Here is a 26,277-nt window from a genome sequence, read left to right on the forward strand (position 1 = left end):
CACCGCCATGGGCGCCGCCGCTCCGGAGACCGGGGATCTCCCACCCGGCTACGGCTACCGGGACGCCCGCACACCCTTCGCGACGATGGTGTGGTGGGCGCGGGTCGACAGGGATGGGTCGTACACCGACGCGGCCAACGAGTTCTGGGGGCTGTCGTTCGGCATCAGCGCCGACGGTGCGCCCTCCGCGACGCTGATCGGGCCGTCGACGCGACCCCGCACGTTGGAGATGCGCGCTGGAGAGCGGGCCTGGGGCGTCGAGTTCGCGCCACACGTATTCGTGCGAGGGCTGCGTCTCAAACCCATCGACGAGTTGCGGTCGCTGGACACCGACGGCCAGTGGTTCGTGCTGGCCGGCACCCGGTATCCGGTGCCGGGACTCGACGACCTCGAGCGACTGGTCGGAGCGCTGGCCGCGCAGGGCGTCCTGGTGTCGGAGCCGCTGGTCGAACGCGCCCTGGACGGCCGGCCCGTGCCCGGCGCCGAACGGACCGTGCGCCGCATGATCTCGGAGACCGCGGGGATCGGGCGCAAGAACGTCGAGCAGCTGCGGCGAGCGCGCCACGCGTATCGGCTGCTGCACTCCGGAATGCCGCCCGCCGAAGCCGCCGTCGCGGCCGGATACACCGACCAGTCCCACATGACCCGAGACTTCCGGCTGTTCGCGGGCTCCACTCCGGGCCGGATCCTGCGAGGCGGCGAGGCATCTCCGTTCGACAGCCGGGATGTGGCCGATTCTTCCAATCCCTGAGGGGGCTCGTCGGCGGATGCTGGTGCTGTCCCAGCCAGCCCGATCCCACGAGGAGCTCATCATGAACACCACCACCGCACTCCCCCGCATCCCGCAGAGCGACCTCGACGCCGTCGCCGCCCGGGTGCGCGACGTCCGACTCCCGCGCCTCGTGCCGAGCGCCGCCGCAGCCCCGGGGCCTGACCAGACGAGGCAGCGTTCCCTTCTCGAGCGCTGGCAGAACGGGTTCGACTGGCGCGCCGTCGAGGACCGCGTCGACGCCCTTGGCTACCACGAGTCCACCACCGCCGACGGTCGCCGGCTCGCCGCCATCCATTCGCGAGCGGACAACGCCACCGGCGTGCCGATCCTGCTCGTCCACGGCTGGCCCGACTCCCCGCTGCGCTTCCTTGAGCTCATCCCCCTGCTCACCACCGCCGGCCACGATGTCGTCGCCCCCGCCATCCCGGGGTTCTGGCGCAGCTACGAGCCCGAGGGCGAGATGTCCCGCGATCTGGCCGCCGACGATTTCCACGCCCTCATGCTCGAACTCGGCTACGGGCGCTATGCAGTGCAGTCGGGCGATTGGGGCAGCGCGGTCGCGCAGTCGATCGCGCTGCGACACCCGGAGGCCGTCGTCGCGCTGCATCTGACCGATGTGCCGTTCGACCTGGTCTTCACCATCGTCAAGGAGACGGCGTCGCCGGCGGAACTCGCCTACCAGGTCGCGATCGACAAGTTCGGCCAGGAGGCGCTGTACCTCAACGCCAACCTGATGCAGCCCAACATGGTGGCCACCGTGCTGGCCGACACGCCGTTCGGCCTCGCCACCTGGATCGGCAGCCTCTACGACGCGTGGTCCGACACCCCAATCGCCGACGATCACATCATCGCCAACGCGATGCTCCAGTACCTGACCGGCACCGTCCGCTCCTCGATGCGGCTCTACTCCGAGCCGGCCGCCAGCTGGGATGACGACTCTTGGAACGCGGAGGACGGGGGCGATCAGGACTGGGGTGGCGACGGCGACGCCGCCGACTGGGCTACGGACTGGGTGCCCGCTAGGGTCGAGGCGCCGACGGCCTTCGCCCTGTTCCCGTCCGACCTCGGCATGGCCCCGCGTGAACTCGCCGAGAAGTTCTTCGCCGTCGAACGCTTCACGATCATGCCCCGAGGCGGCCATTTCGCCGCCTTGGAGGAGCCCCAGCTGCTCGCCGACGACATCCTCAGCTTCTTCGCGGCGCGGTAGCACGAGAGCCCCCGACGGTGCCGGTAGCCTGATCCCAGCCACACCGTCGAAAAGGGGACTCCATGACCCAACTGAACCTGCGCCCCTTGCGGGCGAGCGACGCGGCCGATGTCCTGGCAGCCTTCCAATCTGATCCCCGGATGGCCCGCCAGGGCACCGTGCGCACCTTCGACGAGGCGGAGGGCTACGTCTCCGACCTGCTCGGCACCCCCACTCAGTACCCTTTCGCCATCGCCGACGAGGACCGTCTGGTCGGGCTGATCTGCGTCACCGTCGATCCGGTGAACAAGGTGGGCTGGTTCTGGTACTGGATGAACGCCTCGCACCGGGGACGCGGCTGGGCATCGGCATCCGCTGCCACGGTGGCCAACTGGGCGCTACGGGCGGGTGGCTGCGAACGCTTGGAGCTGGGGCATCGCGCGGACAATCCCCTCTCTGGAAATGTCGCGGGCTTCGCAGGATTCATCCGCGAGGGCCGGGAGCGCGGCAAGTTCCTGATCGACGGTGAGCGCATCGACGTGCTCACCTATGGCCGGCTGACCACCGATCCCTGGCCCGTCTCGGAACTGGAGATCTCCTGGTGAGAATCGGCACGCACAACGTCAACGGCATCCGCGCGACGCTGCGGCGCGGCTTCCGAGAGTTCTGGGACGCGTCCGGGGCGGACGTGATCGCCCTGCAGGAGGTGCGCTGCCGCGTCGGCGACCTGCCTCCCGAGGCCTTCGGCGACTATCACGTCACACTGGACGCGGGGCTGCTGGCCGGCCGCAACGGCGTCGCCCTGCTCACCCGCACGCCGCCGGCACGGATCCGCACGCTGGGCGAGCCCGTGACCACCATCGAGCCGGGCAGCATCCCACTGGCCACGGAGGCGGAGCGGATCGTCAACCGCGACCTGGCTGCCTTCGCCGGCGAGGGGCGTTACGTCGAGGTGGATCTGGCCGACGCACCCCTGAGGGTGGCGTCGCTGTATCTACCGAAGGGCGCGGCCTGGCCGTACGAGCCGGACGCCAAAGACAAGTACGACCGCAAGATGCGCTTCATGCGCGGCTTCGCCCGCCAACTCACCGCGTCGCGTCGCGAGGCCGCCGCGGAGGGCCGCGAATTCCTGGTGATGGGCGACTTCAACATCGCGCACACCAAACTGGATCTGAAGAACTGGCGCTCCAATCAGAAGTCGGAAGGCTTCCTTCCCGAGGAGCGGGAGTGGCTGGGCGCGCAGCTGGGCCCGAGGACGCTGGTCGACGTGATGCGCGCGCTGCACGGCGAGGTCGAGGGCCCGTACTCGTGGTGGTCGTGGCGCGGCCAGGCCTTCGTCAACGACTCCGGCTGGCGGATCGACTACCACCTGGCCTCCCCGGGGCTGGCCAAGCTGGCTACCCGCGCCTTCGTCGCGCGGGAGGAGAGCTACGAGGCCCGGATGAGCGACCACGCTCCGGTGATCGTCGACTACGACATCTCCTAGACTGACCCCCATGCTTCAGGCGCGGGATTGGTACAGCGACGGGTCGTTGTACGTCGTCGATCTCCCCCTGGCCTGCTGCGCACTGGAGACCCAGAGCGCGGCGCACGGACGGCCCGTCGTCGACACCGCCGTCATCCCCGAGGGCGCTCCGGTGGTGCTGACGCTGTCGGGCACCATCACCACACCCGTGTTGCCGGCGATCGAGGAGGTCGCCGCACAGCTGCCGTCGCCCACCGTCGTGGCCTTCGGCTCCTGCGCCTGCGCGGGAGGGCCCTATTGGGACTCCTACCCGGTGGTGAAGGGAACCGAGCACCTGATGCCGGTGGACTACTTCATCGCGGGCTGTCCGCCACCTCCTGAGGCTCTCGACGAGGTGTTCGAGAAGGTGCGCCGTGGCTGAGATGGTGGCCGCCGACCGGTGGCGGGAGCGCGTCATCGGGGCCTGCGACGAGGGCTACGGCTTTCTGAACAACCTGACCGCGATCGACGAAATCGCCGACGACAAGATCCGGGTGCTGCTGCGTCTGGAGAACGTCGACGACCACACGTCGCTCGTCCTGGCCACCGAGGTGCCGCGCGACGAGCCCCGCCTCGCCGGGATCGCGGATGTCTTCGCCGGGGCCTCGTGGCTCCAGCGGCAGGTGCACGACTTCTTCGGCGTCGAGTTCCTCGGCAACGACCAGCGCCCCCTGATCGTGCACGACGGCGGAGCGCCGCTGCGCAAGGACGCCCTGCTGACGCCTCGCGTCGAGAAGCGGTGGCCGGGCGCGCTGGAGCCCGGCGAATCGCAGGCCGCCCCGTCGGGACGCAAGCTGCTGCCCGCGGGCGTGCCCGACCCCGCCGTGCTCGACGACCCCGAGGCCACACCGGCCGACATCGCCCTCTCCGCCACCGGCACACGGGTGAGGAGGCGACGATGAGCGCCCACGGATCCATCCGGCTGATCGAGGAGAACTGCACCTCCTGCATGATCTGCGCCCGCGAGTGCCCCACCTGGTGCATCTCGTTGACCTCGCACCAGGAGAAGACGGTGCCCGCGCCGGGCGCCCGCCCCCGCACCCACAACGTGCTGGACACCTTCGAGATCGATTGGTCGCTCTGCATGTACTGCGGCGTCTGCATCGAGCAGTGCCCCACCGACGCGCTGGCGTGGGAACAGCACCACGTCGGAGCCGCGGAGTCGCTACCCGACCTAGCGCACGGCCGCGCGGAGCTGGCAGCCCGTGGTGAGTAGGCTGCGACGCGCCGCCGGCGATCTCCGGCTGGCGGCCTCCACGCGGGCCGTCTGGTTCGGCTTCCTCGGATCGTTCTGCATCCTGATCGGGTCACTCAGCCCTGCCTACCTTCCACAGGCCTCCCCCATCTGGGACGTCCTTCGCGCGCTGTCGATCGACGGGCCGGTGGTGAAGTGGGTCGGCACCATCCTGACCCTGCTCGGACTGGCGCTGATGCTGGAGTCCTGGTTCCGTTTGCGTCCGTCCCGTCGGGTCGCGCTGGGTCAGCCCCAGCTGAGGCACTGGGCCGTGCTGCTCATCATCGCCGCCCCGTTCGTCCTCGGCCCCCCGATCTTCTCCCACGACGCCTACTCCTACGCGGCCCACGGCTGGCTGATCCACAACCACCTGAACCCCTACGACGTCGGACCCGGCGTGCTGCCCGGCTACTACGCCGACCAGGTGTCATGGGTGTGGCGCGAGACGCCGGCCCCGTACGGCCCACTGGCCTTGAAGATGAGCCAACCGCTGGTGTGGCTGGCAGGCTACGAGCCGTTCGCGTCAGCCATCCTGATGCGCGTCCCCGCCCTCATCGGCGTCGGGCTGATCGGCTACCTCGTGCCGCGGCTCGCCCGCCGGATGCACGTCGCACCCGAGGCCGCCAGCTGGTTCGTCACCCTCAATCCCATCCTGGTGATCGACTACGTCGGAGGCGCCCACAACGACTCCCTGATGACCGGGCTGATGCTGCTCGGCATCTGGATCGCGGCGCGGCACCGGGCCTGGTGGTGGGGCGCGGTGGCGATCGGGGTGGCCGCGTCGATCAAACAGCCCGCCTTCCTCGCGGCCGTCGCGCTGCCGTTCCTGGTGAAACCGTGGACGTCGTGGACGCTGCGCCCGACGCTTCTCGCAGCCGTGAAGGCACTGCTCTCGCTCGGCATCGCGGTCGCCGTCTTCGCCGGCATCACCTGGGCCACCGGACTGGGCTTCGGCTGGATCAACGCGGTGAACGTGCCCGGCATGGTGGACACGGTGTCCCCGTTCACCATCCTCGGCCACATCGTCCAGTTCCCGGTCAACGCGCTCGGCCTGGATTCCTCCGGGCGCGCGGTGGTGCGCGTCTTCCGCGGCATCGGCGTCGTCGTGGGAGCGGCGGGCATCGTCGCGCTCGCCGTCAGATACCTCGGGAAGCAGCCCTTGCGGTTCGTCTCGTGGTCGCTGATCTGGTTCGCGCTCTGCGCGCCGGCCATCCACTCCTGGTATCTGCTGTGGGGCGCGGTGCTGCTGCCCATGACCCGCCCGTCGCAGCGCCTGCTGCGCAGCTCGATCGTGATGACGGTGATCCTGCTCGCCTACGGGGCGGCCAACTTCGGCATCCGCAACGGGCTGGGCATGATGGCGGTGCTGCTGGCGGGCGCCGTGTACTGGATCACCCACTCCCACGAGCTCAGCCAGTCGATGGATGAGGACGACGAGGACCGCCGGGTGGTCGGACAAACTCGCTCAGGGCTGAACGGCTGAGCGCGAGTTCCTTTCGCGAACGGCCCTAGAATGGGCCGGGCGTGCCCATTCACTTACTCCAAGGACTGATGCATCTTGTCTCAGCAGCTCGACCGCGTGGTCATTCGCTTCGCCGGCGACTCCGGCGACGGCATGCAGCTCACGGGCGACCGGTTCACGGCCGAATCCGCCACGCTGGGCAACGACATCGCCACGCTGCCCAACTTCCCTGCTGAGATCCGCGCGCCACAGGGCACCCTGCCCGGCGTGTCCAGCTTCCAGCTGCACTTCGCGAACTTCGACATCGTCACCCCGGGCGACGTGCCCGACGTGCTGGTGGCGATGAACCCAGCGGCGCTCAAGGCCAACCTGCGCGACCTGCGTCAGGGCGGCGTGATCATCGTCGACACCGCCGAGTTCACCAAGCGCAACCTCGCCAAGATCGGATGGCTGCACAACCCGCTCGACGACGACACCCTCGCGGGTTACCGGGTGCACAAGATCGACCTCACCGGCCTTGCTCAGGGCGCCGTCGCCGAGTTCGGCCTCACCCGCAAGGACGCGTCGCGCACCAAGAACATGCTGGCGCTCGGCCTGCTGAGCTGGCTGTACTCTCGCCCCACGGAGGGCACCGAGAAGTTCCTCGCCGAGAAGTTCGCCTCCAAGCCGGCGATCCGCGACGCCAACATCGCGGCCTTCCGCGCCGGCTACGCCTTCGGCGAGACCACCGAGACCTTCGAGGTGCGCTACCACGTACCGGCCGCCCCGATGCCGCAGGGCGTCTACCGGCAGGTGTCGGGCAACGTCGCCACCGCGTACGGGCTGATGGCCGGCGCGCATAAGGCCGGCCTCCAGCTATTCCTCGGCTCTTACCCCATCACCCCCGCCTCCGACATCCTGCACGAGCTGTCGCGCCGCAAGGACGTCGGCGTGATGACCTTCCAGGCCGAAGACGAGATCGCCGGCGTGGGCGCCGCCGTCGGCGCGTCCTTCGCGGGTGCGCTGGGCGTGACCACCACGTCGGGCCCCGGCATGGCGCTGAAGGCGGAGACGATCGGTCTGGCCGTGATGACCGAACTGCCGCTGGTCATCGTCAACGTGCAGCGCTCCGGACCGTCGACGGGCATGCCCACCAAGACCGAGCAGGCCGACCTGCTGCAGGCGCTGTATGGCCGCAACGGCGAGTCGCCGGTTCCGGTGATCGCCGCCAAGTCGTCGACGGACTGCTTCGACACCGCGCTCGAGGCCTGCCGGATCGCGGTGAAGTACCGCACGCCCGTGATCATGCTCTCCGATGGCTACCTTGCCAACGGTGCCGAGCCGTGGAAGATCCCCAACCTCGACGAGATCGAGCCCATCGAGCCCGGTTTCGCGACCGGCCCCAACGGCCTCGACGAGAAGGGCAACCCCGTCTTCCTGCCGTTCCAGCGCGATCCCGAGACGCTGGCCCGCGAATGGGCCATCCCCGGCACCCCCGGGCTGGAGCACCGGATCGGCGGCATCGAGAAGGCCGACGGCACCGGCAACGTCTCCTACGACCCCGAGAACCACGAGAAGATGACTAAGCTGCGCCACGCCAAGATCAAGGGCATCGCGCGCGACATCCCGGATCTCGAGGTGGAGGATCCGTCGGGCGAGGCGGAGATCCTGGTGATCGGCTGGGGTTCCACCTATGGTCCGATCGCTGCGGCGTCGCGTCGCGTGCGCAAGACCGGCCGCAAGGTGGCCACCGCCCACCTGCGCCATCTCAACCCGATGCCGGCCAATCTTGGCGACGTGCTGCGTCGCTACAAGAAGATCATCGTGCCCGAGATGAACCTCGGCCAGCTGGCGGCGCTGCTGCGCGCCCGCACGCTGGTCGACGTCGAGGGCTACGGCCGCGTGCGCGGCCTCCCCATCTCCATCGTCGAACTCGAGGCGGACCTCATCGCCGAGCTCGACGCGCTCGCCTCGAAGGAGCTGTCATGACGATCACTTCCGGCCTCGCCGGGGTTCCCCTGGCCATCGAACCGCTCACCCGCAAGGACTTCACCAGCGACCAGGAGGTCCGCTGGTGCCCCGGGTGTGGCGACTACGTGATCCTGTCGGCCTTCCAAGCGATGATCGCCGATCTCGGGCTCAAGCGCGAGAACAGCGTCATCGTCTCGGGCATCGGGTGCTCGTCGCGCTTCCCGTACTACGTGGATACCTACGGCATGCACTCGATCCACGGCCGCGCACCGGCGATCGCGACGGGCGTCGCCATGGCCAGGCCCGACCTCAACGTCTGGGTGATCACCGGCGACGGCGACTCGCTGTCGATCGGCGGCAACCACCTGATCCACGCGCTGCGCCGCAACGTGAACTTCACGATCCTGCTGTTCAACAACCGGATCTACGGCCTCACCAAGGGCCAGTACTCGCCCACGTCCGAGATCGGCAAGGTCACCAAGTCGAGCCCCTACGGTTCGCTGGACCAGCCGTTCAACCCGATCTCGCTGGCGCTGGGTGCGGAGGCCACCTTCGTGGCCCGCACCGTCGACTCAGACCGGGCGCAGCTCACCGAGATCCTCACCGCCGCCGCCAACCATCGCGGCGCGGCCCTGGTGGAGATCTACCAGAACTGCCCCATCTTCAACGACGACGCCTTCGAGGATCTGAAGGGCCCGCGCGCCGCCGAGACGCTGATCCGCCTGAAGCAGGGCGAGCCGATCACCTGGGGCACCGAGAATCCGCGTGCGCTGATCCGCAAGGCCGACGGCGACCTGGCCATCGTGCCCGCCGCCGAGGCCGATCCGTCGCAGATCGTGATCCACGACGAGACCCGCGACGATCCGTCGCAGGCCTTCGCCATCTCGCGGCTCACCGAGGCCGGTCATCTGGACCAGGCACCGGTCGGCATCTTCCGCCGCGTCGAGCGCCCGTCCTACGACGACCTGACGCGGGACCAGATCACGCTGGCCCAGAGCGGCAGCAACGGCAAGACCCTGCAGTCGATCATCACCGGCAACTCCACCTGGCTGGCCGACGAGTCCTGAGAGATCCCACGGCGAGGCCCTGACGACGCTCTTTGAGGTGCGAGCGAAGCGAGCCTCGAAAAGAGCCAGCGCAACCCTTGGCTGGGACTGTTCTTCGGCTGGCGGCCGGGTCGCTTCGAGGCGACTTCGTCGCACCTCAACGACCGTGGGGGTGTCATGCTCTCCTCGAGGCTCGGCCGCGAGCGGCCCCGCACCTCGAAGAGCGTGGTATGTGCACCTCGAAGAGCGTGGAAGAGGGCCTCAGCCGATACGGAAGCCGCCGTTGCTGTAGAGCAGCTGGCCATTGATCCAGGAGCCCTCCGGCGAGAGCAGGAAGCGCACGAGGTTGGCGGTGTCCTGCGGGGTGCCCAGACGCCGTGCGGCCGTCTCCTGAATACCCCACTCGCGGATCTCGTCGTTCATCCAGCCGGTGTCGATGGGGCCGGGGTTGATCACGTTGGCGCGCACGCCACGATCCAGAAGCTCAACGGCCGCAGCGATCACGATCCGGTCGAGCGCGCCCTTGCTGGCTCCATAGGGAAGGTTGTGTGCGGTGTGATCGCTGGTCAGCGCGACGATGTGCCCGCCCACCTCACCGGGCGCGATGGTGGTGGGCAGCTGCTCCGCGAACGCCTTGATCAGCAGCCAGGTGGCTCGGGCATTGACGGCGAAGTGCCGGTCCCAGCTCTCGATGCTGGTGGTCAGGATCGAGCTGTCGACCGACTCGCAGTGCGACATCACCAGCGCTTTCACCGGCCCTACCTCACGGACGGCCCGAATCAGCGACTCCGGCACCTCGGGGTCCGCGAGGTCACACGGCACCAGCTCCACAGCAACACCTAGTGCTCGGCACTCCTCGGCAATCAACTGGGGATCGTCGGGCGTGCGCTCCAGCCCGACCCGATCGTCGTACGGCTGCCAGTAGCCGAGCACAAGATCCCAGCCGTCCTGCGCCAGCCCGACAGCCAACCCCGCTCCGATCGACCGACGACGCCCGACCCCGGTGACGACCGCCACACCCCTCTTCTTCATCCCGCGACCCTATCCGACCAGGAACCGGGCGACCCGCCACCCGACTCGGAGTTGGAGCGGCAGCAGGGTCGTGTTCTGGATTTGTAGCTGGCTGGGTTGGTCGCACTGTGCCATACGTACAGTGCGACCAACAGAGCCAGCTATAAGTACGCCGCCTTCCCGCATGATGGGGCAAAAGGTGCGTCGCGCGACCGGTAGGGTCGGCGCATGGCTGAACCCGACAACGCGCCGCTGCCCCGTGCGTTCCAGGACTCGGTCCGTGCGCAGTGGGCATCCCTCGTCTCGATCGTGCTCGTACTGCCGGCGTCGCTCTTGCTCTCCAAGGATCGCAAGCTTCCGGAGACGACCGACAGCAGCATGCGTCTGCTCGCCATCGCCGATCTGCTGGTCATCGTGTTCGCACTCATGTGGCTGATCTTCACGGTGCTGTACCTCGCTTGGACGCACCGGCTCTTCGCCCGCATGCCACCCGGCAGACTTCGCAAAGTAGCAGCTATCCAGGGGCGGACCAAGGCGAAACTGAGGGACGAGCTGACTGGTCTGGGCGGAGCGTCGTCGTGGTCGGTGAACGCCGCGTTCACGGCCGTCCTCGCGTCGCTGGCGCTGATGGTGTTCTCCGACCGGCTGCCCCACCTGGTCGCACCTGTGTTGGCGGTCGGCATGGCCGCGTCGTCCTGGGCCACCATGGCGTACTCCTTCGCGCTGCGCTACCTCCGACTCGACGCCCAAAGCCCCTGCTTCGACTTCGTGGTCGAACGCCCGCTTCGGTTCACCGACTACCTGTCGCACTCGCTGATGGTCTCGACCCTCGGCAGCGCGGCCGCGACCCCGCGAACGAGAGCTGCGCTTCAGGCGCAGCGCACGCACACGGTTCTCGCCTTCGTCTTCAACGCGGTGGTCGTCGCCCTGACCGTCTCGCTCGTGGTGAGCACGGTCCTGCGCTAGCGCGAGCGGCTCTTCGGCCCCGACTCGTTGAGCACCCGGTAGCGCGTGCGCACCAGGCCGGCGGGCGTGACCTGGCAATCGATGAGCTCCGCTCGAATCGGCACCTGGGCGTCGTCGAGCGGTGCGCCGTCCACGATAGACGGGGTGCCGACGCCACCGATCAGGCCGGGCAGCGTCACGACGTCGATCTCATCAACCAGGCCGGCTCGCAGCAGCGCGGCGTTGAACGTGCCTCCGGAATCAGCGACGACGGTGCGCGCGTCGAGAACCGTCGCGATCCTCGCCAACGCCTCGGTGAGATCGACCTGATCAAGACCCGCGCACAGGTATCCGATGCCTCGATCCCGCAGCAGCTGCAGGTATCCCAGGGGCGTCCCGGCACAGACCAGGATCAGCAGCGCCGTCGTCTTGTCGCCGGTGAACGACCAATCCACACGACCACGGCTGTCCGCCACGACGAACCAGGAGGGTGCGCGTCGGGGAACCCAGTCCTGGCGCAGTTCCACGTCGGACAAGCGCGGATCCGGAAGCGTGACCGCTGGGGCGTCGTCGCGGATGAAGCTACCGCTCCCCTCGAGCGTGACGGAGGCGCCATGCTCGCCACGGCGCGCGCCGAGCATCTCATCAGTGCCCTCCGGTTTTATGACGGCCCAGCGAGCCGCCGCGTCCGATTCCATGAGCAGAGTGTCTCGGCTGATCGCGATGCGTCCGTCGATGGACGCCGTCGTGGTGATCACCACCTTGGGCAGCTGCGCCGTCATGACGCTCCTTCGAACCTGAACGGAATCCAGCCGGGGCCGGCGACTGCCGGGCGAGCCGTACCACCAGGAATGTGGTGGTAGGACACGGGCCAGCTATACGCGGGCTCAGCGAGCAGCTGCAGAACCTCGTCGACGATGTCACCCGGTTCGCGTCCGACGTGCCTCACGTCCAAGAACACCTGGTAGTCACCCCAACTCAGCGCCACGCGCAACCGGTCGGCGTCCACGTCGGGCCATTGCCACTCCAAGGCGAAGCCCTCAGCCGCCAGCTTTCTATGGTCAAGCCCGGTGCTGATCAAACGCATCGCGGTGTCCACCGGCTCCTCCCAGGAATGGTCGTCCAGCAGTTCCTGCACGGCCGCGTCGTACTCGTCAGCGAAGATGCGCGCGTGAGGCCCGGGCACCTTCTTGTCCCAGATCCAGGTCACGCTCCATTCGTCGCGCTGAATGATCACGTCCGTCTCGCTACAGCCGTAGACGCCGCAACCACACCGGGCGATCGGAACCCGCACGGGCTCCGGCGTCGCCCGCAGAAGGTTGACGGGATACAGCAACTCAAACGGGTCCATCCCCATGCCGGCACCCCTCGACGTCATCTCGACCTCGTTGACGAACACCTGCACCTCGTACCCACCGACGTGCTCGGTGGTAGCGGGAATCACCGCGAACCGGATGCGATCGATCGTCTCCTTCGACATGCCCCCATCGTAGACAAGAGTCAGACTCGGCGAAGCCACGACAATGCTCACTATTTGACTATTCTCACAATAGCTTGATTATTATCTATTATAGTCGCATGAGGCTCCAGGATCCGCTCGCCACGATCACGCCCACCGTCGATGGTGATGTCCTGACGCGACTGGCGCGGATAGACACAGCGCTTTCGCTCCCTCAGCTTTCCCGTCTCATCCCGGGGCGGTCCTACCACGGCGTCCGGAACGCCGTCGCGCGGCTCGTAGAGCAAGGGATCGTGAGTGAGCTAGGCAGCGGGCGAACACGCCTCTACCAGCTCAACCGAAACCACCTGGCGGCGGAGGCGATCATCAGCATCGCCGACTCCGCCCGTGTTTTGGGTCAGCGGATCCTCGACCTGGTGTCCGTTTGGAGAATCGCCCCCTCTTTCGTCGCCCTGTTCGGGTCCGCCGCACGCGGGGAAATGCGAGACGAGTCCGACATCGATCTCTTGCTCACCCGTGCGAGCGACGGCGACGAGTCAACCTGGAGCATCCAACTCGACGGACTTATCCACAGCATCGAACTGTGGACTGGAAACGACGCGGAGATCGTGGACTACTTGGACAATGAGATCGCCGAGCAAGCCGCCACCCTCCCACTACTCGCCGAGATCGAACGCGACGCGACATTCATCGTCGGCACGCGTCATGAGTTCCGCCGTCTCATGGGACTGCCATGGTCCCGCGTGACGGAGGCCAAGTAGAACGCCACGGAAGGTTGAAGAAGGCTCGGGAGTTCTACGAAGCAGCAGAGACGAGTGGTCGCGCGACAACCCAGAGTTGCTTCGCCGCGTCGATACACTGGCCCGCGTGACTGACGCCCTGGACTTCTCGCACCGCAACCCCGCCATCCGTCCGCAGGACGACCTGTTCCGCCACGTCAACGGCGCTTGGCTGGACACCGTCGTGATCGACTCGGACAAGACGGCCGAGGGCGGGTTCAGCGATCTGCGCGATCAAGCCGAGCGAGACGTGCGCGCAATCGTCGAGTCGTTGAGCGCCGACGAGGCCACCACCGAGGCCGGCAAGATCGCCATCCTCTATCGCGACTTCATGGACGCCGAGCGTATCGAAGAGCTGGGCGCCGCTCCCCTGAATCCCGTGCTCGCACGCATCGAGGCCATCGACGGCGTCGAGGCGCTCTCTCGCCATCTGGGCTGGTCGTTGCGACACGGACTGTCGTCTCTGGTGGGGTTGGAGGAGGAGTCCGATCCCGGCAACCCCGAGCGCTACGTACTGTTCGCCGGCCAGGGAGGGCTGGGGCTGCCCAACGAGGAGTACTACCGCCTCGACGAGCATGCCGCGATCCGCGACGCCTACCTGGCATTCCTCACCCGCAACTTCGACCTGATCGGCTCGCCGGACGCCGCCGCCGAGGCGGCCACCGTCCTCGCGCTCGAGACCAAGATCGCGTCGCACCATTGGGACAAGGTGAGGTGCCGAGATCTGCGCGCACAGTACAACCCGATGAGCTACGACGAACTCGCGGCGTCGGCACCTGGACTCGATTGGGAGGCGTACCGTGACGGCGGCGAGCTGCCGGCCGAGAAGCTCGCCACCGTCGTGGTGCAGCAGCCCTCCTTCACCACCGGCGCCGCCGAGTTGCTCACCTCCGAGCCGCTGGAGAACTGGAAGTCCTGGGCGCGCGCCAAGGCGGTCTCCGGACTGGGCGCCTATCTCTCCTCCGCCTTCGTCACCAACCGCTTCGACTTCTACGAGAAGACGCTTGGCGGCGCGCAAGAGCAGCGTCCGCGATGGAAGCGGGGCGTCCTCTTCGTCGAAGGCGTGATGGGCGAGGCCGTCGGCAAGATCTACGTGGAGCGCCACTTCCAGCCCGAGGCGAAGGCCGCCATGGACACGCTGGTGGCCAACCTGCTCAAGGCCTACGCGAACTCGATCGCAAAGCTCTCCTGGATGTCCGAGGCCACCAGGGCCGAGGCACTGGACAAGCTCTCGAAGTTCCGCCCCAAGATCGGCTACCCGGAGAAGTGGCGCACCTTCGACGACCTCGCGGTCGTCCCTGGAGATCTGGTGGCCAGCGTGCTCGCCTCGAACGCCTTCGACGCCGACTACTCACTCAGCAAGGTGGGCGGCCCCGTCGATCCCGACGAGTGGCTGATGTACCCGCAGACGGTCAACGCCTACTACCACCCCCTGCGCAACGAGATCGTCTTCCCTGCCGCGATCCTGCAGCCGCCATTCTTCAACACCGAGGCCGACGCCGCCGTCAACTACGGCGCCATCGGCGCGGTGATCGGTCACGAGATCGGCCACGGCTTCGACGACAAGGGGTCCACCTGCGACGGCGATGGCCGTCTGCGCGACTGGTGGACAGAGGACGATCGCGCGGCCTTCGAGCAACTCACCGCCGGCTTGATCAAGCAGTTCGAGGTGCTTTCCCCCGAGGGCACCGACGGTCAGACGATCAACGGTCAGCTGACCCTGGGCGAGAACATCGGAGACCTCGGCGGCCTCGGTATCGCCTACGACGCCTGGTTGCTGGCCGGCGGCGATCCGGACGGCGAGCCCATCGACGAACTGACGCCCGCCCAGCGCTTCTTCTACGGCTGGGGCCAGGCCTGGCGCACCAAGCGACGTCCCGAGAGCGCCAAGATGCTGCTGGCCGTCGACCCGCACTCGCCCGCAGAGTTCCGCTGCAACCAGATCGTGCGCAACCTCGACGCCTTCCACGCCGCCTTCGGCACCACCGACGGCGACGCGCTCTGGCTCCCCAAGGAAGAACGCATCACCATCTGGTGACGCCACCGGGCCAAGTACGACGACGGTCTCGGCACCATCCGACCGTGGGCACGACGCGTCCCCGCGGGCTGGCAGTTGACGGTCGACGCGGATAGCGTGGCGGACATGAAGAGGGTCGTGACGGCGGCAGAAGCGGCGGCTGTCGTCGCGTATGCGCTCTGGGGCATGGTCGTCGTGAACGACCTCGGGCTGGTCGCGGGAAGCGGGATGTCACTCGACGAGGCCATCCTCGCGATGGACGCGTCGGGACAACCGGTATCGATGATCCCCGGACGTCTGTTCTTGGTAGCCGGGATCGCTCTCGCCGCAGCCTGGACGATCATCGCTCCCAGACGCCTCGACCTCGGCGCGTGCGAGGTGACACTCGGCTGGTGCGTCGCTCTGACGCTGGGAGCGCCCGCATACTTCGCCGCCAGCTTCTGGAATCTGATGTCGCTGGCAGACACCTTCTACGACGGGAACATGGACGCCGTCGTCGCGCTCGGGCGCCCGCTGTACGTCGTCAGCACCACTGCGCTGACCGGGGCGATCGCACTCGCCGTGCTGCGACCAGCCGGTGGACGGCGCATGAGCCACCTCCCCGCGAGCACACGAGCCTGATCCTCGGCGGATCGACGGAAGCCTCCGCCGGCCGTGAAGAATCAATGCTCGACCACGAGTTCATCAAATGCCTTGACTTTCGCGCAGTCCGGTGGCTAATGTGTGCAATTGGAACTCGAAGTCGAGAAAGGAGGCCCCGAAATGATTCAAGTCTTGGTTGATACCGCGCTCGATACCGCCGCGCGTCGCGGGGCCGTCTCCTTCGATACTGCCTACCGCGTCATCGCGGGCCTCTGATCCCTTCCCGGGATAACTCTGCCCATTTTCAGGGCACCCCTCTGCATCCTCAGGGCTGATCGCTCACTGCTTTCCTGGCGTCTCCACGCCTGGCATGAACGATCTCCCTCCTGTCTCTCAGACCCGCCTTCGACGACTTCGCAGCGACGATCTTGCTGCCGACACTCAGTTGACAAGGCCTGACACGAGAGACGCTGACTCAACCAGCTAGATCACACCGAAAGCTCAACTATGCCTACCGTCATCGCAGCACGGCGAACCACCATCGACGAGCAGGTGCTGCCTCCGGGCCGCGTGCCCCGCACCTCCTTGCTCGACCGAATCACCTTGCGGATCGCACTGTGGCTGCTCATCCGAAGCACCCGCGTACAGGAGCCGTCGTACAGCGACGAAACCGAGCGCATTCGCAATGAACAAGAACGCGAATCTCGCGAAACCAACTGGCAGCTGCGTCACCTGCGCCTGCCTCTCAACTGACATCACTACTCACGAGAAAACCGAAAAGAAAATGAGCAATAACAGCATCGAGTTCCGCACGCTCGTCATCCCGACGAGTATCGATTCCAGCGACGCCGAGGACTTCCGAGCGATGGTCGACGTGCGCAACGTCATCTACCGCGAGATCAACGGCAACGAGGACGAGACCATGACGGCAGCCGAGCTGCTGCCGTACTACCAGCCCGATCCCGACCAGATCCGGTTCGCCTGGCTGATCCTGGAGGACGGCCAGACGATCGGGCGGATCGGCGTCGACATCCCCCTCGACGAGGGCTCTCGCAGCGCGTTCTGGCTCGTCGAGCTCCTCAGCACGCATTGGGGCCGAGGGATCGGCACCAAGGCGCTGCAGCTCGTCGAACACACGGCGAGGGAGCAGGGGCGCACCCTGCTCCAGTCGTGGGCTCAGCACCTGGACCCGCAGGAGGGCGAGAAGGCCGACGACCTGCTCGCTTCCCCCACCGGCTTCGGTGCGATCCCCCGCGACCACATCGCCCGCTACTACCTGCGCAACGGCTACGAGCTCGGTCAGATCGAACGCAAGAGCGGCCTCGACCTGACCGGGTCACTGCCCCTCGTGCAGCGCATGCTGGAGGACTCCCGGGCCGACGGGTACTGCCTGGTGAGCTGGACGCTACCAACGCCGGCTGAGCACATGGCCGGCTACGCGTGGATGAAGAGCCGAATGTCGACGGACGTCCCCGCCGGGGCGATGGAGTTCGACGAGGAGACGTGGGACGCGGAACGCATTGCCCGTCACGACCAGCACTGGATCGACGGTGGTCACACCGTGCTCGTCACGGCTGTCCGTCACGACGCCAGCGGTGAGCTGGTGGCCTTCACGGAGTTGTCCATCGGCGAGGACAAGACGGCACCCACGGGCCAGGTCGACACCCTAGTGCTCCGCGAGCACCGAGGCCACAAGCTCGGTCAGTGGATCAAGTGCGCCAATCTGCTGGCGTGGCAGGAGATCGTCCCGGAGTCCCGGCGAGTGCTCACCTGGAACGCCGAGGAGAACCGGCACATGCTGAATGTCAACGAGGCGATGGGTTTTAAGCCGGTCGCCTACATCGGCGCTTGGAAGAAGGAGATCAAGTAGTCCCCCGGCACCGTCGCGCTCTCCTCGAGGCTCCTCGCAGAGCTCGTCGCACCTCGAAGAGCGTGAAGATGGGCTTCCGACCGGTGGCCTACATCGGAGCCTGGAAAAAGGAGATCAAGTAGTCACGCACAAAGTTCTGTCCGGGACCGAAACCGCTACGAAACTCGACTGAAATGGGCGCCGCCTACTGTGGCGGCGAGCCACTACGAATGAAGGGCAAGCGAACCCATGACAGAAAACAACGTCCGTCGACACGCCATCACCGAGGTGCTCGGCCGAACGCCGGCAGAGACCAACGAGATCCGGCCGCTGAACGAGATCTGGGCCAGCGACGTCTTCGGGCTCGCCGCGATGGAGGAGGCGCTGTCCAAGAACGCCTTCAAGGCGATGAAGCGCACCGTCCAGACCGGGGAACTCCTCGACCCTGCTACGGCCGATGTCGTCGCCGCAGCGATGAAGGACTGGGCGATCCGCAAGGGCGCCAAGTTCTACTCGCACGTGTTCTACCCGCTGACCAACATCACCGCCGAGAAGCACGACGGCTTCATCGTCACCAATCCCGACGGCAACGCCATCACCGAGTTCACGGGAAGCCTGCTGATCAAGGGCGAGCCCGACGGCTCGTCGTTCCCCAACGGCAGCCTGCGCATGACCAGCGCCGCTCGCGGCTACACGGCCTGGGATCCCACCAGCCCGGCCTTCATCATGCAGACCAAGAACGGCTCCACGCTGATGATCCCCAGCGTGTTCATGTCGTGGACCGGCGAGGCCCTGGACAAGAAGATCCCGCTGCTGCGCTCGAACGCGGCCATGGACAAGGCGGCCCGCCGGGTGCTCACGCTGATGGGCGAGACCGAGATCGCGCCGCTCAACTCCAGCTGCGGCGCCGAGCAGGAGTACTTCCTCGTCGATCAGCACTTCGTGGCGGCGCGCCCCGACCTGCTGCTCGCCGGGCGCACCCTCTTCGGCGCACCGCCGGCCAAGGGCCAGGAATTCGACGACCACTACTTCGGAGCGATTCCCGAGCGCGTCCAGGTGTTCATGCAGGACTTCGAGGACAAGCTCTACCGCCTCGGCATCCCGGCCAAGACGCACCACAACGAGGTTGCTCCGGGTCAGTTCGAGATCGCCCCCTACTTCGAGGGCGCGAACGTGGCCGCCGATCACCAGCAGCTGATGATGACGACGATGAAGGCCACCGCCGCCGAGCACGGCTTCGTCTGCCTGCTGCACGAGAAGCCGTTCGCCGGCGTCAACGGCTCGGGCAAGCACGTGAACTGGTCGGTGGGCAACAGTACCCAGGGCAACCTGCTCGATCCGGGCAGCTCGCCCGAGGAGAACCTGCACTTCCTGGTGTTCTGCGGCGCCGTGATCCGCGGCGTCCACCTGTTCGGCCCGCTCCTTCGCGCCGTTGTCGCCACGGCATCCAACGACCATCGGCTCGGCGCCAACGAGGCGCCCCCGGCGATCATGTCGGTCTACCTCGGCGACCAGCTCGAGGGCGTGTTCCGGGACATCGGCGCGGGCGAGGTGGCGACGACCAGCAACGGCGGTCTGATGGACCTCGGCCTGGCGCAGATCCTGCCCTTCGAGCGCGACCCGGGCGACCGCAACCGCACGTCCCCGTTCGCCTTCACCGGCAACCGGTTCGAGTTCCGCGCCGTCGGCTCGTCGCAGTCGGTCTCCGGCCCGCTCGTCGCGATGAACACGATCCTGGCGGACTCCCTCAGCTGGATCGCCGACCGGATGGAAACCGAGCTGGCCACCGGCAAGGAACTCCCCGCCGTGGTGGCGGCGATCCTGCAGGAGATCATGCAGGAGCACGGCGCCGCGGTCTTCGGCGGCGACGGCTACTCGAGCGTGTGGCACGAGGCCGCCGTGGCCGAACGCGGGCTGCGCAATCTGCCCACCAGCGCCGACGCGCTGCCGGTGTTCACCGAGCCGGCGGTGGTCGAGCTCTTCCAGTCGACGGGCGTCCTGTCGCCGCTGGAGCTCAACAGCCGCTACGAGGTGTATGCCGAGCAGTACATCAACTCGATCGCCGTCGAGGCGAAGCTCGTCATCGACCTCGCGAAGACCGTCATCTACCCGGCGGCGCTCGGCTACGTCTCCGATCTGGCGTCCACCTACAAGGATCTCTCGACGTTCGGCGCCGAGCTGGACGCGACGCCGATCACGACGATCGCCGCCGAGGCGAAGGGCCTGCTGGCCGTCGTCGCCGAGCTGGAGAGCGAACTGGGCGTCCACGACTTCGACAGCGTGGCCGACCACATGAGGCACTGTGCCGACACGATCCGTCCGCTGATGGATCAGGCCCGCGCTCATGCCGACGCACTGGAGAAGGAAGTCGCCGACGCTGCCTGGCCGCTGCCGAAGTACCGCGAGATGCTCTTCCTCCGCTGAGCCCCGCACAGAGACGACCCCGCCACGGATTCATCCGTGGCGGGGTCGTTTCGTCTGTGTGACTACGTCGTGCGGTCGACGAGGGTGTCGGGGACACGCGAGAGCGTGTCCTTGACCTCGCCGTCGGGAAGGGCAGCCAGGTGTGCCTTGGCGATGTCCGCCCGACGGCGAACCTCGGCGCGAGCGCGGTCGATCACCGGATGGGCGCGCAGGTCGGCGAGCACGTCGGCCAGCACCGCGTCGTCGCTGAGGTCGCCCTGGATGCGGGCGAGCAGCGCACGATCCGCGGGGTCGTCGGAGTCGCTCAGCATCAGCACCGGCAGCGTGGGCACGCCCTCGCGGAGGTCGGTGCCGGGGGTCTTGCCGCTGTCGTCGGAGAGGATGTCAAGCAGGTCGTCGCTGAGCTGGAACACCAAGCCCACCTCTTCGCCGTAGGCGGCGAGCGCGGAGCGCACCTCGTCTGAGACGTCCGCGACCATGCCACCGAACTGCGCCGAGGCGGCGATCAGCGAACCGGTCTTGTCGGCGATCACCTTGAGGTAGTGCGCCAGCGGATCCTCGCCCTCGCCGGGGCCCCGGGTCTCCGCGATCTGACCCTGCACCAACCGGGCGAAGGTCTCGGCCTGCAGCAGGATGTAGTCCTTGCCGAGCAGGGCGACGAGCTTCGACGCCTGCGCGAACAGGAAGTCTCCCACCAGGATCGCCACGGAGTTGCCGAAGTACCGATTGGCCGACGGGGTGCCGCGACGCACATCGGCCTCGTCCATGACGTCGTCGTGGTAGAGGCTGGCGACGTGGGTGAGTTCCATCACCATGGCGGCCCGCAGCAGGTCGGCCTGGTCGGCCTCACGCTCCCCCACCTCTGCCGAGAGGAACACCAGCATCGGGCGGAAGCGCTTGCCGCCCGCCGCGATGATGTGGGTCGACGCCTCGCTGACGAACTGGGAGTCGGCCTGGGCCGCCTCCAGCAGTTGCGTCTCAAAGGTCTCCAGCAGGGCGTCTAGGCGCTCTGACAGGTGGGTATCCCCCACGAACACTCCTTATGGGCTCAGCGAACGAACTGCGACATGCCGGCCAACAGGTCGAGCACGCCGCCCGGCACGAGGCCGAGCACCAGCGTAGCCGCAGCGCCCACGATAACCAGAGTCCACGTCCAGAGGGAGGGAACGGCGACGGTGGCGGCGAGCTCCGGATCCGGCTCGCGGAACCACATCACCACGACCACCTTCAGGTAGAAGAAGGCCGCGACGACGCTGCACACCACGGCGGCGAACACCAGCCAGCCGAAGCCACCGGCGGCAGCGGCCTGGAAGACCGTCAGCTTGCCGATGAAACCGGCCGTCGGCGGGATCCCGGCGAGGCTCAGCAGGAACAGCGTCATGATCGCCGCGACGAAGGGGTTGGACTTGCCCAGCCCGCGCCACGCGTCGAGGTTGTTCGCCTCGCCGCCGGAGCGACGCACCATGGTGACGATCGCGAACGCTCCCAGCGTGGCGAGGCCGTAGGTGAGCAGGTAGAACACGATCGCGCTGACCGAGGTGACGCCAAGGTCGGCCCCCGCGACGGCACCGGTGACGGCCACCAGCAGGAAGCCGGCGTGCACCACCGAGGAGTAGGCCAGCAGGCGCTTCACGTCGGTCTGCAGCAGGCCGATGGTGGCACCCACCAACATGGTGATCACCGCGACCACCGCGAACAGCGGCTGCCAATCCCAGCGCGCACCGCCGAGGCCGACGAAGAACACGCGCAGCAGCGCGGCGATCGCGGCGGTCTTGGTGGCGACGGCCATGTAGCCGGTGACCGGGGTGGGAGCGCCGGTGTAGACGTCGGGAACCCAGGTGTGGAAGGGCACGGCGCCGATCTTGAACAGCAGGCCCACGGCGAGCATCACCAGGCCGGTGAGCAGCAGCACGTTGCTGCCGGTGCCGCGGTCGATGGCGTCGACGATGTCGACCAGCTTGAAGCCGCCGGAGAAGCCGTACATCAGCGCCACGCCGTAGACGAAGAACGCTGAGGCCAGCGAGCCCAGCAGGAAGTACTTCAGCGCGGCCTCCTGGCTCAGCAGCCGGCGACGACGGCCCATGGCGGAGAGCAGGTAGAGCGGCAGCGAGAACACCTCGAGCGAGACGAACATCGTGATCAGGTCGTTCGCAGCGGCGAAGACCATCATGCCCAGCAGCGAGAACAGCAGGAGCGGGAAGACCTCGGTGTGCTCGCGCTTGAGCTTCACGGCCTCGCGCTCCAACGGGGAGCCGGGAACGGTGGCGGCCGACGCGGCGAAGGCCGACGTGCCGTCGCCCACACCCCGCTCGGCGAACACCGCGACGCCGCCGAGCCCGACGAGCAGCAGCAGGCCCCAGAACAGCAGGGTGGGCCCGTCGAAGGCGATGATGCCCATGCCGATCAGCCGGCCGGCCTCGAACTCGATGCCGTTCATCACGACGAAGCCGAGGGCGATGAGCACCGTGATGCCCGCGATGAAGCAGCCGGCGAGGTAGCGCACCGAGCGGGGCACGACGGCCTCCGCGACGATGCCGACGGCCGCGCCGATGAACACGATCAGCAACGGAGCAAGCTGGAACCACTCCAGGGTGGGAGCTGCGATCTCCAGGAGGTTGATCATCGTCCGCCTTCCTTAGCCTGCGGGGTCGGATCCTCGATACCGGCGACGGCGAGCGACGCGTTGGCCGTCTCGTTCGCCTGCTCCATGAGCGGCTTCGGGAAGAAGCCGAACACCAGGAGCAGCACGATCAGCGGCGCCACCACGGCTCGCTCGCGCAGGTTGAGGTCGGATGTGATGTGTTCAGAGGTCTGCTTCGTGACAGGACCGGTCATGGTGGTCTTGTAGAGGCGCAGCACGTAGACCGCGGCCAGCACCATGCCGAGCGTGGAGACGGCAGTGAGCACCGGGTGACGCTGCCATGCTCCGGCCATCACCATGATCTCGCTGACGAAGGTGGACAGGCCCGGCAGGGACAGCGCCGAGAGCCCGGCGACCAGGAAGGTGCCGGCCAGCACCGGCGCCACCTTCTGCACGCCGCCGAAGGCGTTGATGTCCTGGCTGCCCCGTCGCCGGATCATGAACGACGCGATCAGGAACAGCGCTGCGGTCGAGAAGCCGTGGTTGATCATGTAGAAGATCGACCCGCTCATCGAGGCCTGGGTGAAGGCGAAGATGCCGAACACCATGAAGCCGAAGTGGCTGACCGAGGTGTAGGAGATGAGCCGCATGATGTCGGTGGAGGCGAAGGCCATGATGGCGCCGTAGAGCACCGAGACCACGGCCCACAGCAGGATCGCCGGCGCCGCCCACTGGGTGGCCTCCGGGAACACCATCAGGCAGATCTTGATCATGCCGAAGGTGCCGATCTTGTCGAGGATGCCGACGAGCAGCGTCGACGAGCCGCCGGTGGCCTGCTCGGCGGTGTCGGGCAGCCAGGTATGCAGACCCGCCATCGGTGCCTTCACCGCGAACGCGAAGAAGAAACCGACGAACAGCCACTTGCCGGTGGTCGACGCGAGGTCGAGCGCGGCGAGATCGCTGAGCAGGAAGCTGACCTGGCCCTGCTGCACGCCGACCGCGTACAGGCCCGCGACCGCGACCAGCATCACCAGGCCGCCGGCCAGCGAGTAGATCAGGAACTTGACGGCGGCCCTGCTGCGCTTCGCACCGCCGTAGCCGGCGATCAGGAAGTACATCGGGATCAGCGTCGCCTCGAAGGCGATGTAGAACAGCAGCACGTCGGAGGCCATGAACACGTACAGGGCGAAGCTCTGCAGCATCAGGGTGAGGCCGAAGAAGGCGCCGGTGCTCCAGCGCGCAGTCTCCTGCTCCCCCACTCGCCATTCGGCGAGCATCACGATCGGCACCAGGATCACGGTGAGCAGCACCAGGATGGCGCTCATGCCGTCGAGCTCCAGCGCGTAGTGCGCGCCGATGGCCTCGATCCACGGCACACCCTCGCTGAGGTTGGCGCCGGTGACCGACATCACGAAAGCCAGGACGCCGATGATCAGCGTGGTCAGCGCGAAGCCGAAGCCCACGAGCCGCGCGGTGTGGCCGCGAAGCACCGTCAGCAACAGCGCACCCACCAGGGGCAGCAGCGCGAGGATAGTCAGTAGAGGCATATCTCCATTACTCCTTAGACCAGCTGTCCGAGCGCGACCACGGTGGCGAGCACCAGCGATCCGACAACAAGGATGAGGCCGTAGCTGCGCACGTAGCCGTTCTCGGTCTTGCGCAGCACCGCACCGATACCCTCGGCCAGCGTCGCGCCGCCCATCGGGATGCCGTCGACGCCCTTGCGATCCGCCCAGGCGAGGCCGTCGGCGAGACCCTTGTAGGGACGGATGACGGCGTGCTCGTTGAACGCATCGCCGTAGAGGTCGGCGCGGCCGGCGAGCACCAGGGCGCTCCTCGTGCGCGGCTGATCCCGCGGGACGGTGCCCTTGTAGGTGTACCACCCGATCGCGACGCCGATCGCCACCACCGCCAGCGCGACCAGGCCCACCGGGGTGAAGTTGATCAGGCTGGTCTCATGCGGGTGCGAACCGGTGGGAGCGGCGAGCCACCCCTGGATCCAGTTGTTCATGAACAGGCCCGCCACGAGCGACAGCACGGCGAGGATGATCAGCGGCACCGTCATGGTCAGCGGCGACTCGTGCGGATGCACGTCCTCCTCCCAGCGCTTGGCGCCGAAGAAGGTCATCATCATCAGGCGCGTCATGTAGAAGGCCGTGACGCCGGCGCCGATCAGGGCCAGCACGCCGAGCGTGGTGCTCTCATGGAACGCCGTCTCGATGATGTGGTCCTTCGAGTAGAAGCCCGCGGTGAACGGGAACCCGATGATCGCCAGGTAGCCGGCGGCGAAGGTGAGGAAGGTGATTCGCATCGGCTTCGACAGGGCGCCGTAGTGGCGCATATTCACGTCGTCGTTCATGCCGTGCATCACGGAGCCGGCGCCGAGGAACATGTTGGCCTTGAAGAAGCCGTGCGTGATCAGGTGGAAGATCGCGAACGCCGCGCCCGCCGGGCCGAGGCCCGCTGCGAGCATCATGTAGCCGATCTGCGACATGGTGGATCCGGCGAGCACCTTCTTGATGTCGTCCTTGGCGGTACCGATCCAGGCGCCGGCCAGCAGCGTGACCGTGCCGACGATCGCGACGGCGGTGGTCGCGATCTCGGTCTGCGCGTAGATGGCGTTGGAGCGCACCACCAGGTAGACGCCCGCGGTGACCATCGTCGCCGCGTGAATCAGGGCCGACACCGGCGTGGGGCCTTCCATGGCGTCCAGCAGCCAGGACTGCAGCGGCACCTGCGCCGACTTGCCGCAGGCACCGAGCAGCAGCATGAAGCCGAGCAGGGTGGCCCAGGCGGGGGTCAGCGAGGCAGCGCCGGCATTGACATCGGCGAAGGACGAGGAACCGAACCAGGCCAGCATGGTGAACACGGCCATCGCCATGCCCAGGTCGCCGACGCGGTTGACGATGAACGCCTTGTTGCCGGCGGCCGCGGCCGAATCCTTGTGCGCCCAGAAGCTGATCAGCAGGTACGAGGCCAGGCCCACGCCCTCCCAGCCGACGAACAGCACCAGGTAGTTGTCGGCCAGCACCAGCAGCAGCATGGCGGCGATGAACAGGTTGAGGTAAGCGAAGAACCGGCGACGGCGCGGGTCGTGCGACATGTAGCCGATCGAGTAGATGTGGATCAGCGAGCCGACGCCCGTGATCAGCAGCACGAACAGGATCGAGAGCTGGTCGACCAGCAGCGACACGTTGAAGGTCCAGCTGCCCGTGGCGATCCACTCGTAGACGGGCACGGAGACCGCGCGCGCGTCCTCGGGGGCGCCGAGCATCTGGATGAAGAGCAGCGCGCCGATCGTGAAGGATGCGATCGGGGCCAGCGTGGCCAGCAGATGACCCCACGCGTCGGTGGCCTTGCCCAGCAGCAGGAGCAGGCCCGCCGAGGCGAGCGGAATCGCGATCATCAGCCAGGCCAGGCTGAACAGCCCGGTGGCCGGCGTCGCGGTGGTGATGGTTTCGAGGAGATGCACTGGA

At 67.3% G+C, this 26,277-nt stretch carries 24 protein-coding genes; 17 read left to right on the forward strand and 7 right to left on the reverse strand.

Features of this window, described 5'->3' with window-relative positions:
• The first annotated feature begins 7 nt into the window (after positions 1 to 7).
• From P0D62_RS01530 to P0D62_RS01575, 10 genes are all read left to right on the forward strand, one after another.
• Complete coding sequence (locus P0D62_RS01530) at positions 8 to 751, forward strand: helix-turn-helix domain-containing protein (protein WP_275700842.1); 744 nt, start codon at positions 8 to 10, stop codon at positions 749 to 751.
• A gap of 61 nt (positions 752 to 812) precedes the next feature.
• Positions 813 to 1,979, forward strand: a complete 1,167-nt coding sequence (locus P0D62_RS01535; RefSeq protein ID WP_275700843.1) for an epoxide hydrolase family protein — start codon at positions 813 to 815, stop codon at positions 1,977 to 1,979.
• Between the two features lie 62 nt (positions 1,980 to 2,041).
• The gene (locus P0D62_RS01540; protein ID WP_275700844.1) at positions 2,042 to 2,563 is read left to right on the forward strand and encodes a GNAT family N-acetyltransferase; all 522 of its coding nucleotides are present in this window, start codon (positions 2,042 to 2,044) and stop codon (positions 2,561 to 2,563) included.
• On the forward strand, positions 2,560 to 3,444 hold the full coding sequence (locus P0D62_RS01545; protein WP_275700845.1) for an exodeoxyribonuclease III: 885 nt from the start codon (positions 2,560 to 2,562) through the stop codon (positions 3,442 to 3,444). The genes P0D62_RS01540 and P0D62_RS01545 overlap by 4 nt, the downstream gene beginning before the upstream one ends.
• A gap of 10 nt (positions 3,445 to 3,454) precedes the next feature.
• Positions 3,455 to 3,844 carry an NADH-quinone oxidoreductase subunit B gene (locus P0D62_RS01550; protein WP_275700846.1) on the forward strand — a complete coding sequence of 130 codons (390 nt, stop codon included), beginning with the start codon at positions 3,455 to 3,457 and terminating at the stop codon, positions 3,842 to 3,844.
• A 1-nt stretch (position 3,845) separates the two neighbouring features.
• Complete coding sequence (locus P0D62_RS01555; protein WP_275700988.1) at positions 3,846 to 4,364, forward strand: NADH-quinone oxidoreductase subunit C; 519 nt, start codon at positions 3,846 to 3,848, stop codon at positions 4,362 to 4,364.
• Positions 4,361 to 4,678, forward strand: coding sequence for a 4Fe-4S binding protein (locus tag P0D62_RS01560; protein WP_319946976.1), 318 nt, complete (start codon positions 4,361 to 4,363; stop codon positions 4,676 to 4,678). Before P0D62_RS01555 ends, P0D62_RS01560 begins: the two co-directional genes overlap by 4 nt.
• Positions 4,671 to 6,179 (forward strand): polyprenol phosphomannose-dependent alpha 1,6 mannosyltransferase MptB, encoded by a 1,509-nt coding sequence (gene mptB / locus P0D62_RS01565; protein ID WP_275700847.1) that lies wholly within the window; start codon positions 4,671 to 4,673, stop codon positions 6,177 to 6,179. The genes P0D62_RS01560 and mptB overlap by 8 nt, the downstream gene beginning before the upstream one ends.
• A 75-nt stretch (positions 6,180 to 6,254) precedes the next feature.
• A complete protein-coding gene (locus tag P0D62_RS01570) occupies positions 6,255 to 8,126 on the forward strand; it encodes a 2-oxoacid:acceptor oxidoreductase subunit alpha (protein ID WP_275700848.1) in 1,872 nt (623 codons plus the stop codon).
• Complete coding sequence (locus tag P0D62_RS01575; protein ID WP_275700849.1) at positions 8,123 to 9,175, forward strand: 2-oxoacid:ferredoxin oxidoreductase subunit beta; 1,053 nt, start codon at positions 8,123 to 8,125, stop codon at positions 9,173 to 9,175. Before P0D62_RS01570 ends, P0D62_RS01575 begins: the two co-directional genes overlap by 4 nt.
• Positions 9,176 to 9,415: 240 nt before the next feature.
• Here the strand turns inward: P0D62_RS01575 and P0D62_RS01580 are convergent, their stop codons facing one another.
• Positions 9,416 to 10,186, reverse strand: a complete 771-nt coding sequence (locus P0D62_RS01580; RefSeq protein ID WP_275700850.1) for an SDR family oxidoreductase — start codon at positions 10,184 to 10,186, stop codon at positions 9,416 to 9,418.
• Between the two features lie 207 nt (positions 10,187 to 10,393).
• Between P0D62_RS01580 and P0D62_RS01585 the strand changes: the two genes are divergently transcribed.
• Positions 10,394 to 11,131, forward strand: coding sequence for a DUF1345 domain-containing protein (locus P0D62_RS01585; protein ID WP_275700851.1), 738 nt, complete (start codon positions 10,394 to 10,396; stop codon positions 11,129 to 11,131).
• On the opposite strand, the gene P0D62_RS01590 is transcribed toward P0D62_RS01585, so the two are convergent.
• Entirely contained in the window at positions 11,128 to 11,892 is a 765-nt protein-coding gene (locus tag P0D62_RS01590; protein WP_275700852.1) for a RibD family protein, read from the reverse strand. The two genes, P0D62_RS01585 and P0D62_RS01590, sit on opposite strands and share 4 nt — an antisense overlap.
• Entirely contained in the window at positions 11,889 to 12,590 is a 702-nt protein-coding gene (locus P0D62_RS01595) for an ATP-binding protein (RefSeq protein WP_275700853.1), read from the reverse strand. Before P0D62_RS01595 ends, P0D62_RS01590 begins: the two co-directional genes overlap by 4 nt.
• Before the next feature lie 98 nt (positions 12,591 to 12,688).
• Here P0D62_RS01595 and P0D62_RS01600 point away from each other — a divergent pair, with 98 nt between their 5' ends.
• From P0D62_RS01600 to P0D62_RS01625, 6 genes are all read left to right on the forward strand, one after another.
• Positions 12,689 to 13,330 carry a nucleotidyltransferase family protein gene (locus P0D62_RS01600; protein ID WP_275700854.1) on the forward strand — a complete coding sequence of 214 codons (642 nt, stop codon included), beginning with the start codon at positions 12,689 to 12,691 and terminating at the stop codon, positions 13,328 to 13,330.
• Positions 13,331 to 13,436: 106 nt separating this feature from the next.
• Positions 13,437 to 15,386, forward strand: a complete 1,950-nt coding sequence (locus tag P0D62_RS01605; RefSeq protein ID WP_275700855.1) for a M13 family metallopeptidase — start codon at positions 13,437 to 13,439, stop codon at positions 15,384 to 15,386.
• 105 nt (positions 15,387 to 15,491) lie between these two features.
• Entirely contained in the window at positions 15,492 to 15,986 is a 495-nt protein-coding gene (locus tag P0D62_RS01610; protein ID WP_275700856.1) for a hypothetical protein, read from the forward strand.
• A gap of 468 nt (positions 15,987 to 16,454) precedes the next feature.
• Positions 16,455 to 16,700 carry a hypothetical protein gene (locus P0D62_RS01615; RefSeq protein ID WP_275700857.1) on the forward strand — a complete coding sequence of 82 codons (246 nt, stop codon included), beginning with the start codon at positions 16,455 to 16,457 and terminating at the stop codon, positions 16,698 to 16,700.
• Between the two features lie 31 nt (positions 16,701 to 16,731).
• Entirely contained in the window at positions 16,732 to 17,817 is a 1,086-nt protein-coding gene (locus P0D62_RS01620) for a GNAT family N-acetyltransferase (protein WP_275700858.1), read from the forward strand.
• A 228-nt stretch (positions 17,818 to 18,045) separates the two neighbouring features.
• On the forward strand, positions 18,046 to 20,220 hold the full coding sequence (locus P0D62_RS01625; protein ID WP_275700859.1) for a glutamine synthetase III family protein: 2,175 nt from the start codon (positions 18,046 to 18,048) through the stop codon (positions 20,218 to 20,220).
• Between the two features lie 62 nt (positions 20,221 to 20,282).
• Here the strand turns inward: P0D62_RS01625 and P0D62_RS01630 are convergent, their stop codons facing one another.
• From P0D62_RS01630 to nuoL, 4 genes are read right to left on the reverse strand one after another with little or no spacing between them, the layout of a single operon-like run.
• Positions 20,283 to 21,257, reverse strand: coding sequence for a polyprenyl synthetase family protein (locus P0D62_RS01630; RefSeq protein ID WP_406708203.1), 975 nt, complete (start codon positions 21,255 to 21,257; stop codon positions 20,283 to 20,285).
• An 11-nt stretch (positions 21,258 to 21,268) separates the two neighbouring features.
• Entirely contained in the window at positions 21,269 to 22,843 is a 1,575-nt protein-coding gene (gene nuoN / locus P0D62_RS01635; RefSeq protein WP_275700860.1) for an NADH-quinone oxidoreductase subunit NuoN, read from the reverse strand.
• On the reverse strand, positions 22,840 to 24,348 hold the full coding sequence (locus P0D62_RS01640; RefSeq protein ID WP_275700861.1) for an NADH-quinone oxidoreductase subunit M: 1,509 nt from the start codon (positions 24,346 to 24,348) through the stop codon (positions 22,840 to 22,842). The genes nuoN and P0D62_RS01640 overlap by 4 nt, the downstream gene beginning before the upstream one ends.
• A 14-nt stretch (positions 24,349 to 24,362) precedes the next feature.
• Complete coding sequence (gene nuoL, locus P0D62_RS01645) at positions 24,363 to 26,273, reverse strand: NADH-quinone oxidoreductase subunit L (protein WP_275700862.1); 1,911 nt, start codon at positions 26,271 to 26,273, stop codon at positions 24,363 to 24,365.
• Between the last annotated feature and the right edge of the window lie 4 nt (positions 26,274 to 26,277).

The organism is Tessaracoccus caeni, from assembly GCF_029211185.1.
In the GTDB taxonomy this organism is placed as follows: Bacteria; Actinomycetota; Actinomycetes; order Propionibacteriales; family Propionibacteriaceae; genus Arachnia; species Arachnia caeni.

Bases quoted from the DNA above. Each gene is read 5' to 3' on its own strand.
- P0D62_RS01625 (WP_275700859.1), top strand. From the start codon at position 18,046: ATGACAGAAAACAACGTCCGTCGACACGCCATCACCGAGGTGCTCGGC.
- P0D62_RS01580 (WP_275700850.1), bottom strand. From the start codon at position 10,186: ATGAAGAAGAGGGGTGTGGCGGTCGTCACCGGGGTCGGGCGTCGTCGG.
- P0D62_RS01560 (WP_319946976.1), top strand. From the start codon at position 4,361: ATGAGCGCCCACGGATCCATCCGGCTGATCGAGGAGAACTGCACCTCC.
- P0D62_RS01590 (WP_275700852.1), bottom strand. From the start codon at position 11,892: ATGACGGCGCAGCTGCCCAAGGTGGTGATCACCACGACGGCGTCCATC.
- P0D62_RS01530 (WP_275700842.1), top strand. From the start codon at position 8: ATGGGCGCCGCCGCTCCGGAGACCGGGGATCTCCCACCCGGCTACGGC.
- P0D62_RS01615 (WP_275700857.1), top strand. From the start codon at position 16,455: ATGCCTACCGTCATCGCAGCACGGCGAACCACCATCGACGAGCAGGTG.
- P0D62_RS01540 (WP_275700844.1), top strand. From the start codon at position 2,042: ATGACCCAACTGAACCTGCGCCCCTTGCGGGCGAGCGACGCGGCCGAT.
- P0D62_RS01550 (WP_275700846.1), top strand. From the start codon at position 3,455: ATGCTTCAGGCGCGGGATTGGTACAGCGACGGGTCGTTGTACGTCGTC.
- P0D62_RS01595 (WP_275700853.1), bottom strand. From the start codon at position 12,590: ATGTCGAAGGAGACGATCGATCGCATCCGGTTCGCGGTGATTCCCGCT.
- P0D62_RS01640 (WP_275700861.1), bottom strand. From the start codon at position 24,348: ATGCCTCTACTGACTATCCTCGCGCTGCTGCCCCTGGTGGGTGCGCTG.
- P0D62_RS01585 (WP_275700851.1), top strand. From the start codon at position 10,394: ATGGCTGAACCCGACAACGCGCCGCTGCCCCGTGCGTTCCAGGACTCG.
- P0D62_RS01555 (WP_275700988.1), top strand. From the start codon at position 3,846: ATGGTGGCCGCCGACCGGTGGCGGGAGCGCGTCATCGGGGCCTGCGAC.
- P0D62_RS01600 (WP_275700854.1), top strand. From the start codon at position 12,689: ATGAGGCTCCAGGATCCGCTCGCCACGATCACGCCCACCGTCGATGGT.
- P0D62_RS01610 (WP_275700856.1), top strand. From the start codon at position 15,492: ATGAAGAGGGTCGTGACGGCGGCAGAAGCGGCGGCTGTCGTCGCGTAT.
- nuoN (WP_275700860.1), bottom strand. From the start codon at position 22,843: ATGATCAACCTCCTGGAGATCGCAGCTCCCACCCTGGAGTGGTTCCAG.
- P0D62_RS01535 (WP_275700843.1), top strand. From the start codon at position 813: ATGAACACCACCACCGCACTCCCCCGCATCCCGCAGAGCGACCTCGAC.
- P0D62_RS01575 (WP_275700849.1), top strand. From the start codon at position 8,123: ATGACGATCACTTCCGGCCTCGCCGGGGTTCCCCTGGCCATCGAACCG.
- P0D62_RS01620 (WP_275700858.1), top strand. From the start codon at position 16,732: ATGAGCAATAACAGCATCGAGTTCCGCACGCTCGTCATCCCGACGAGT.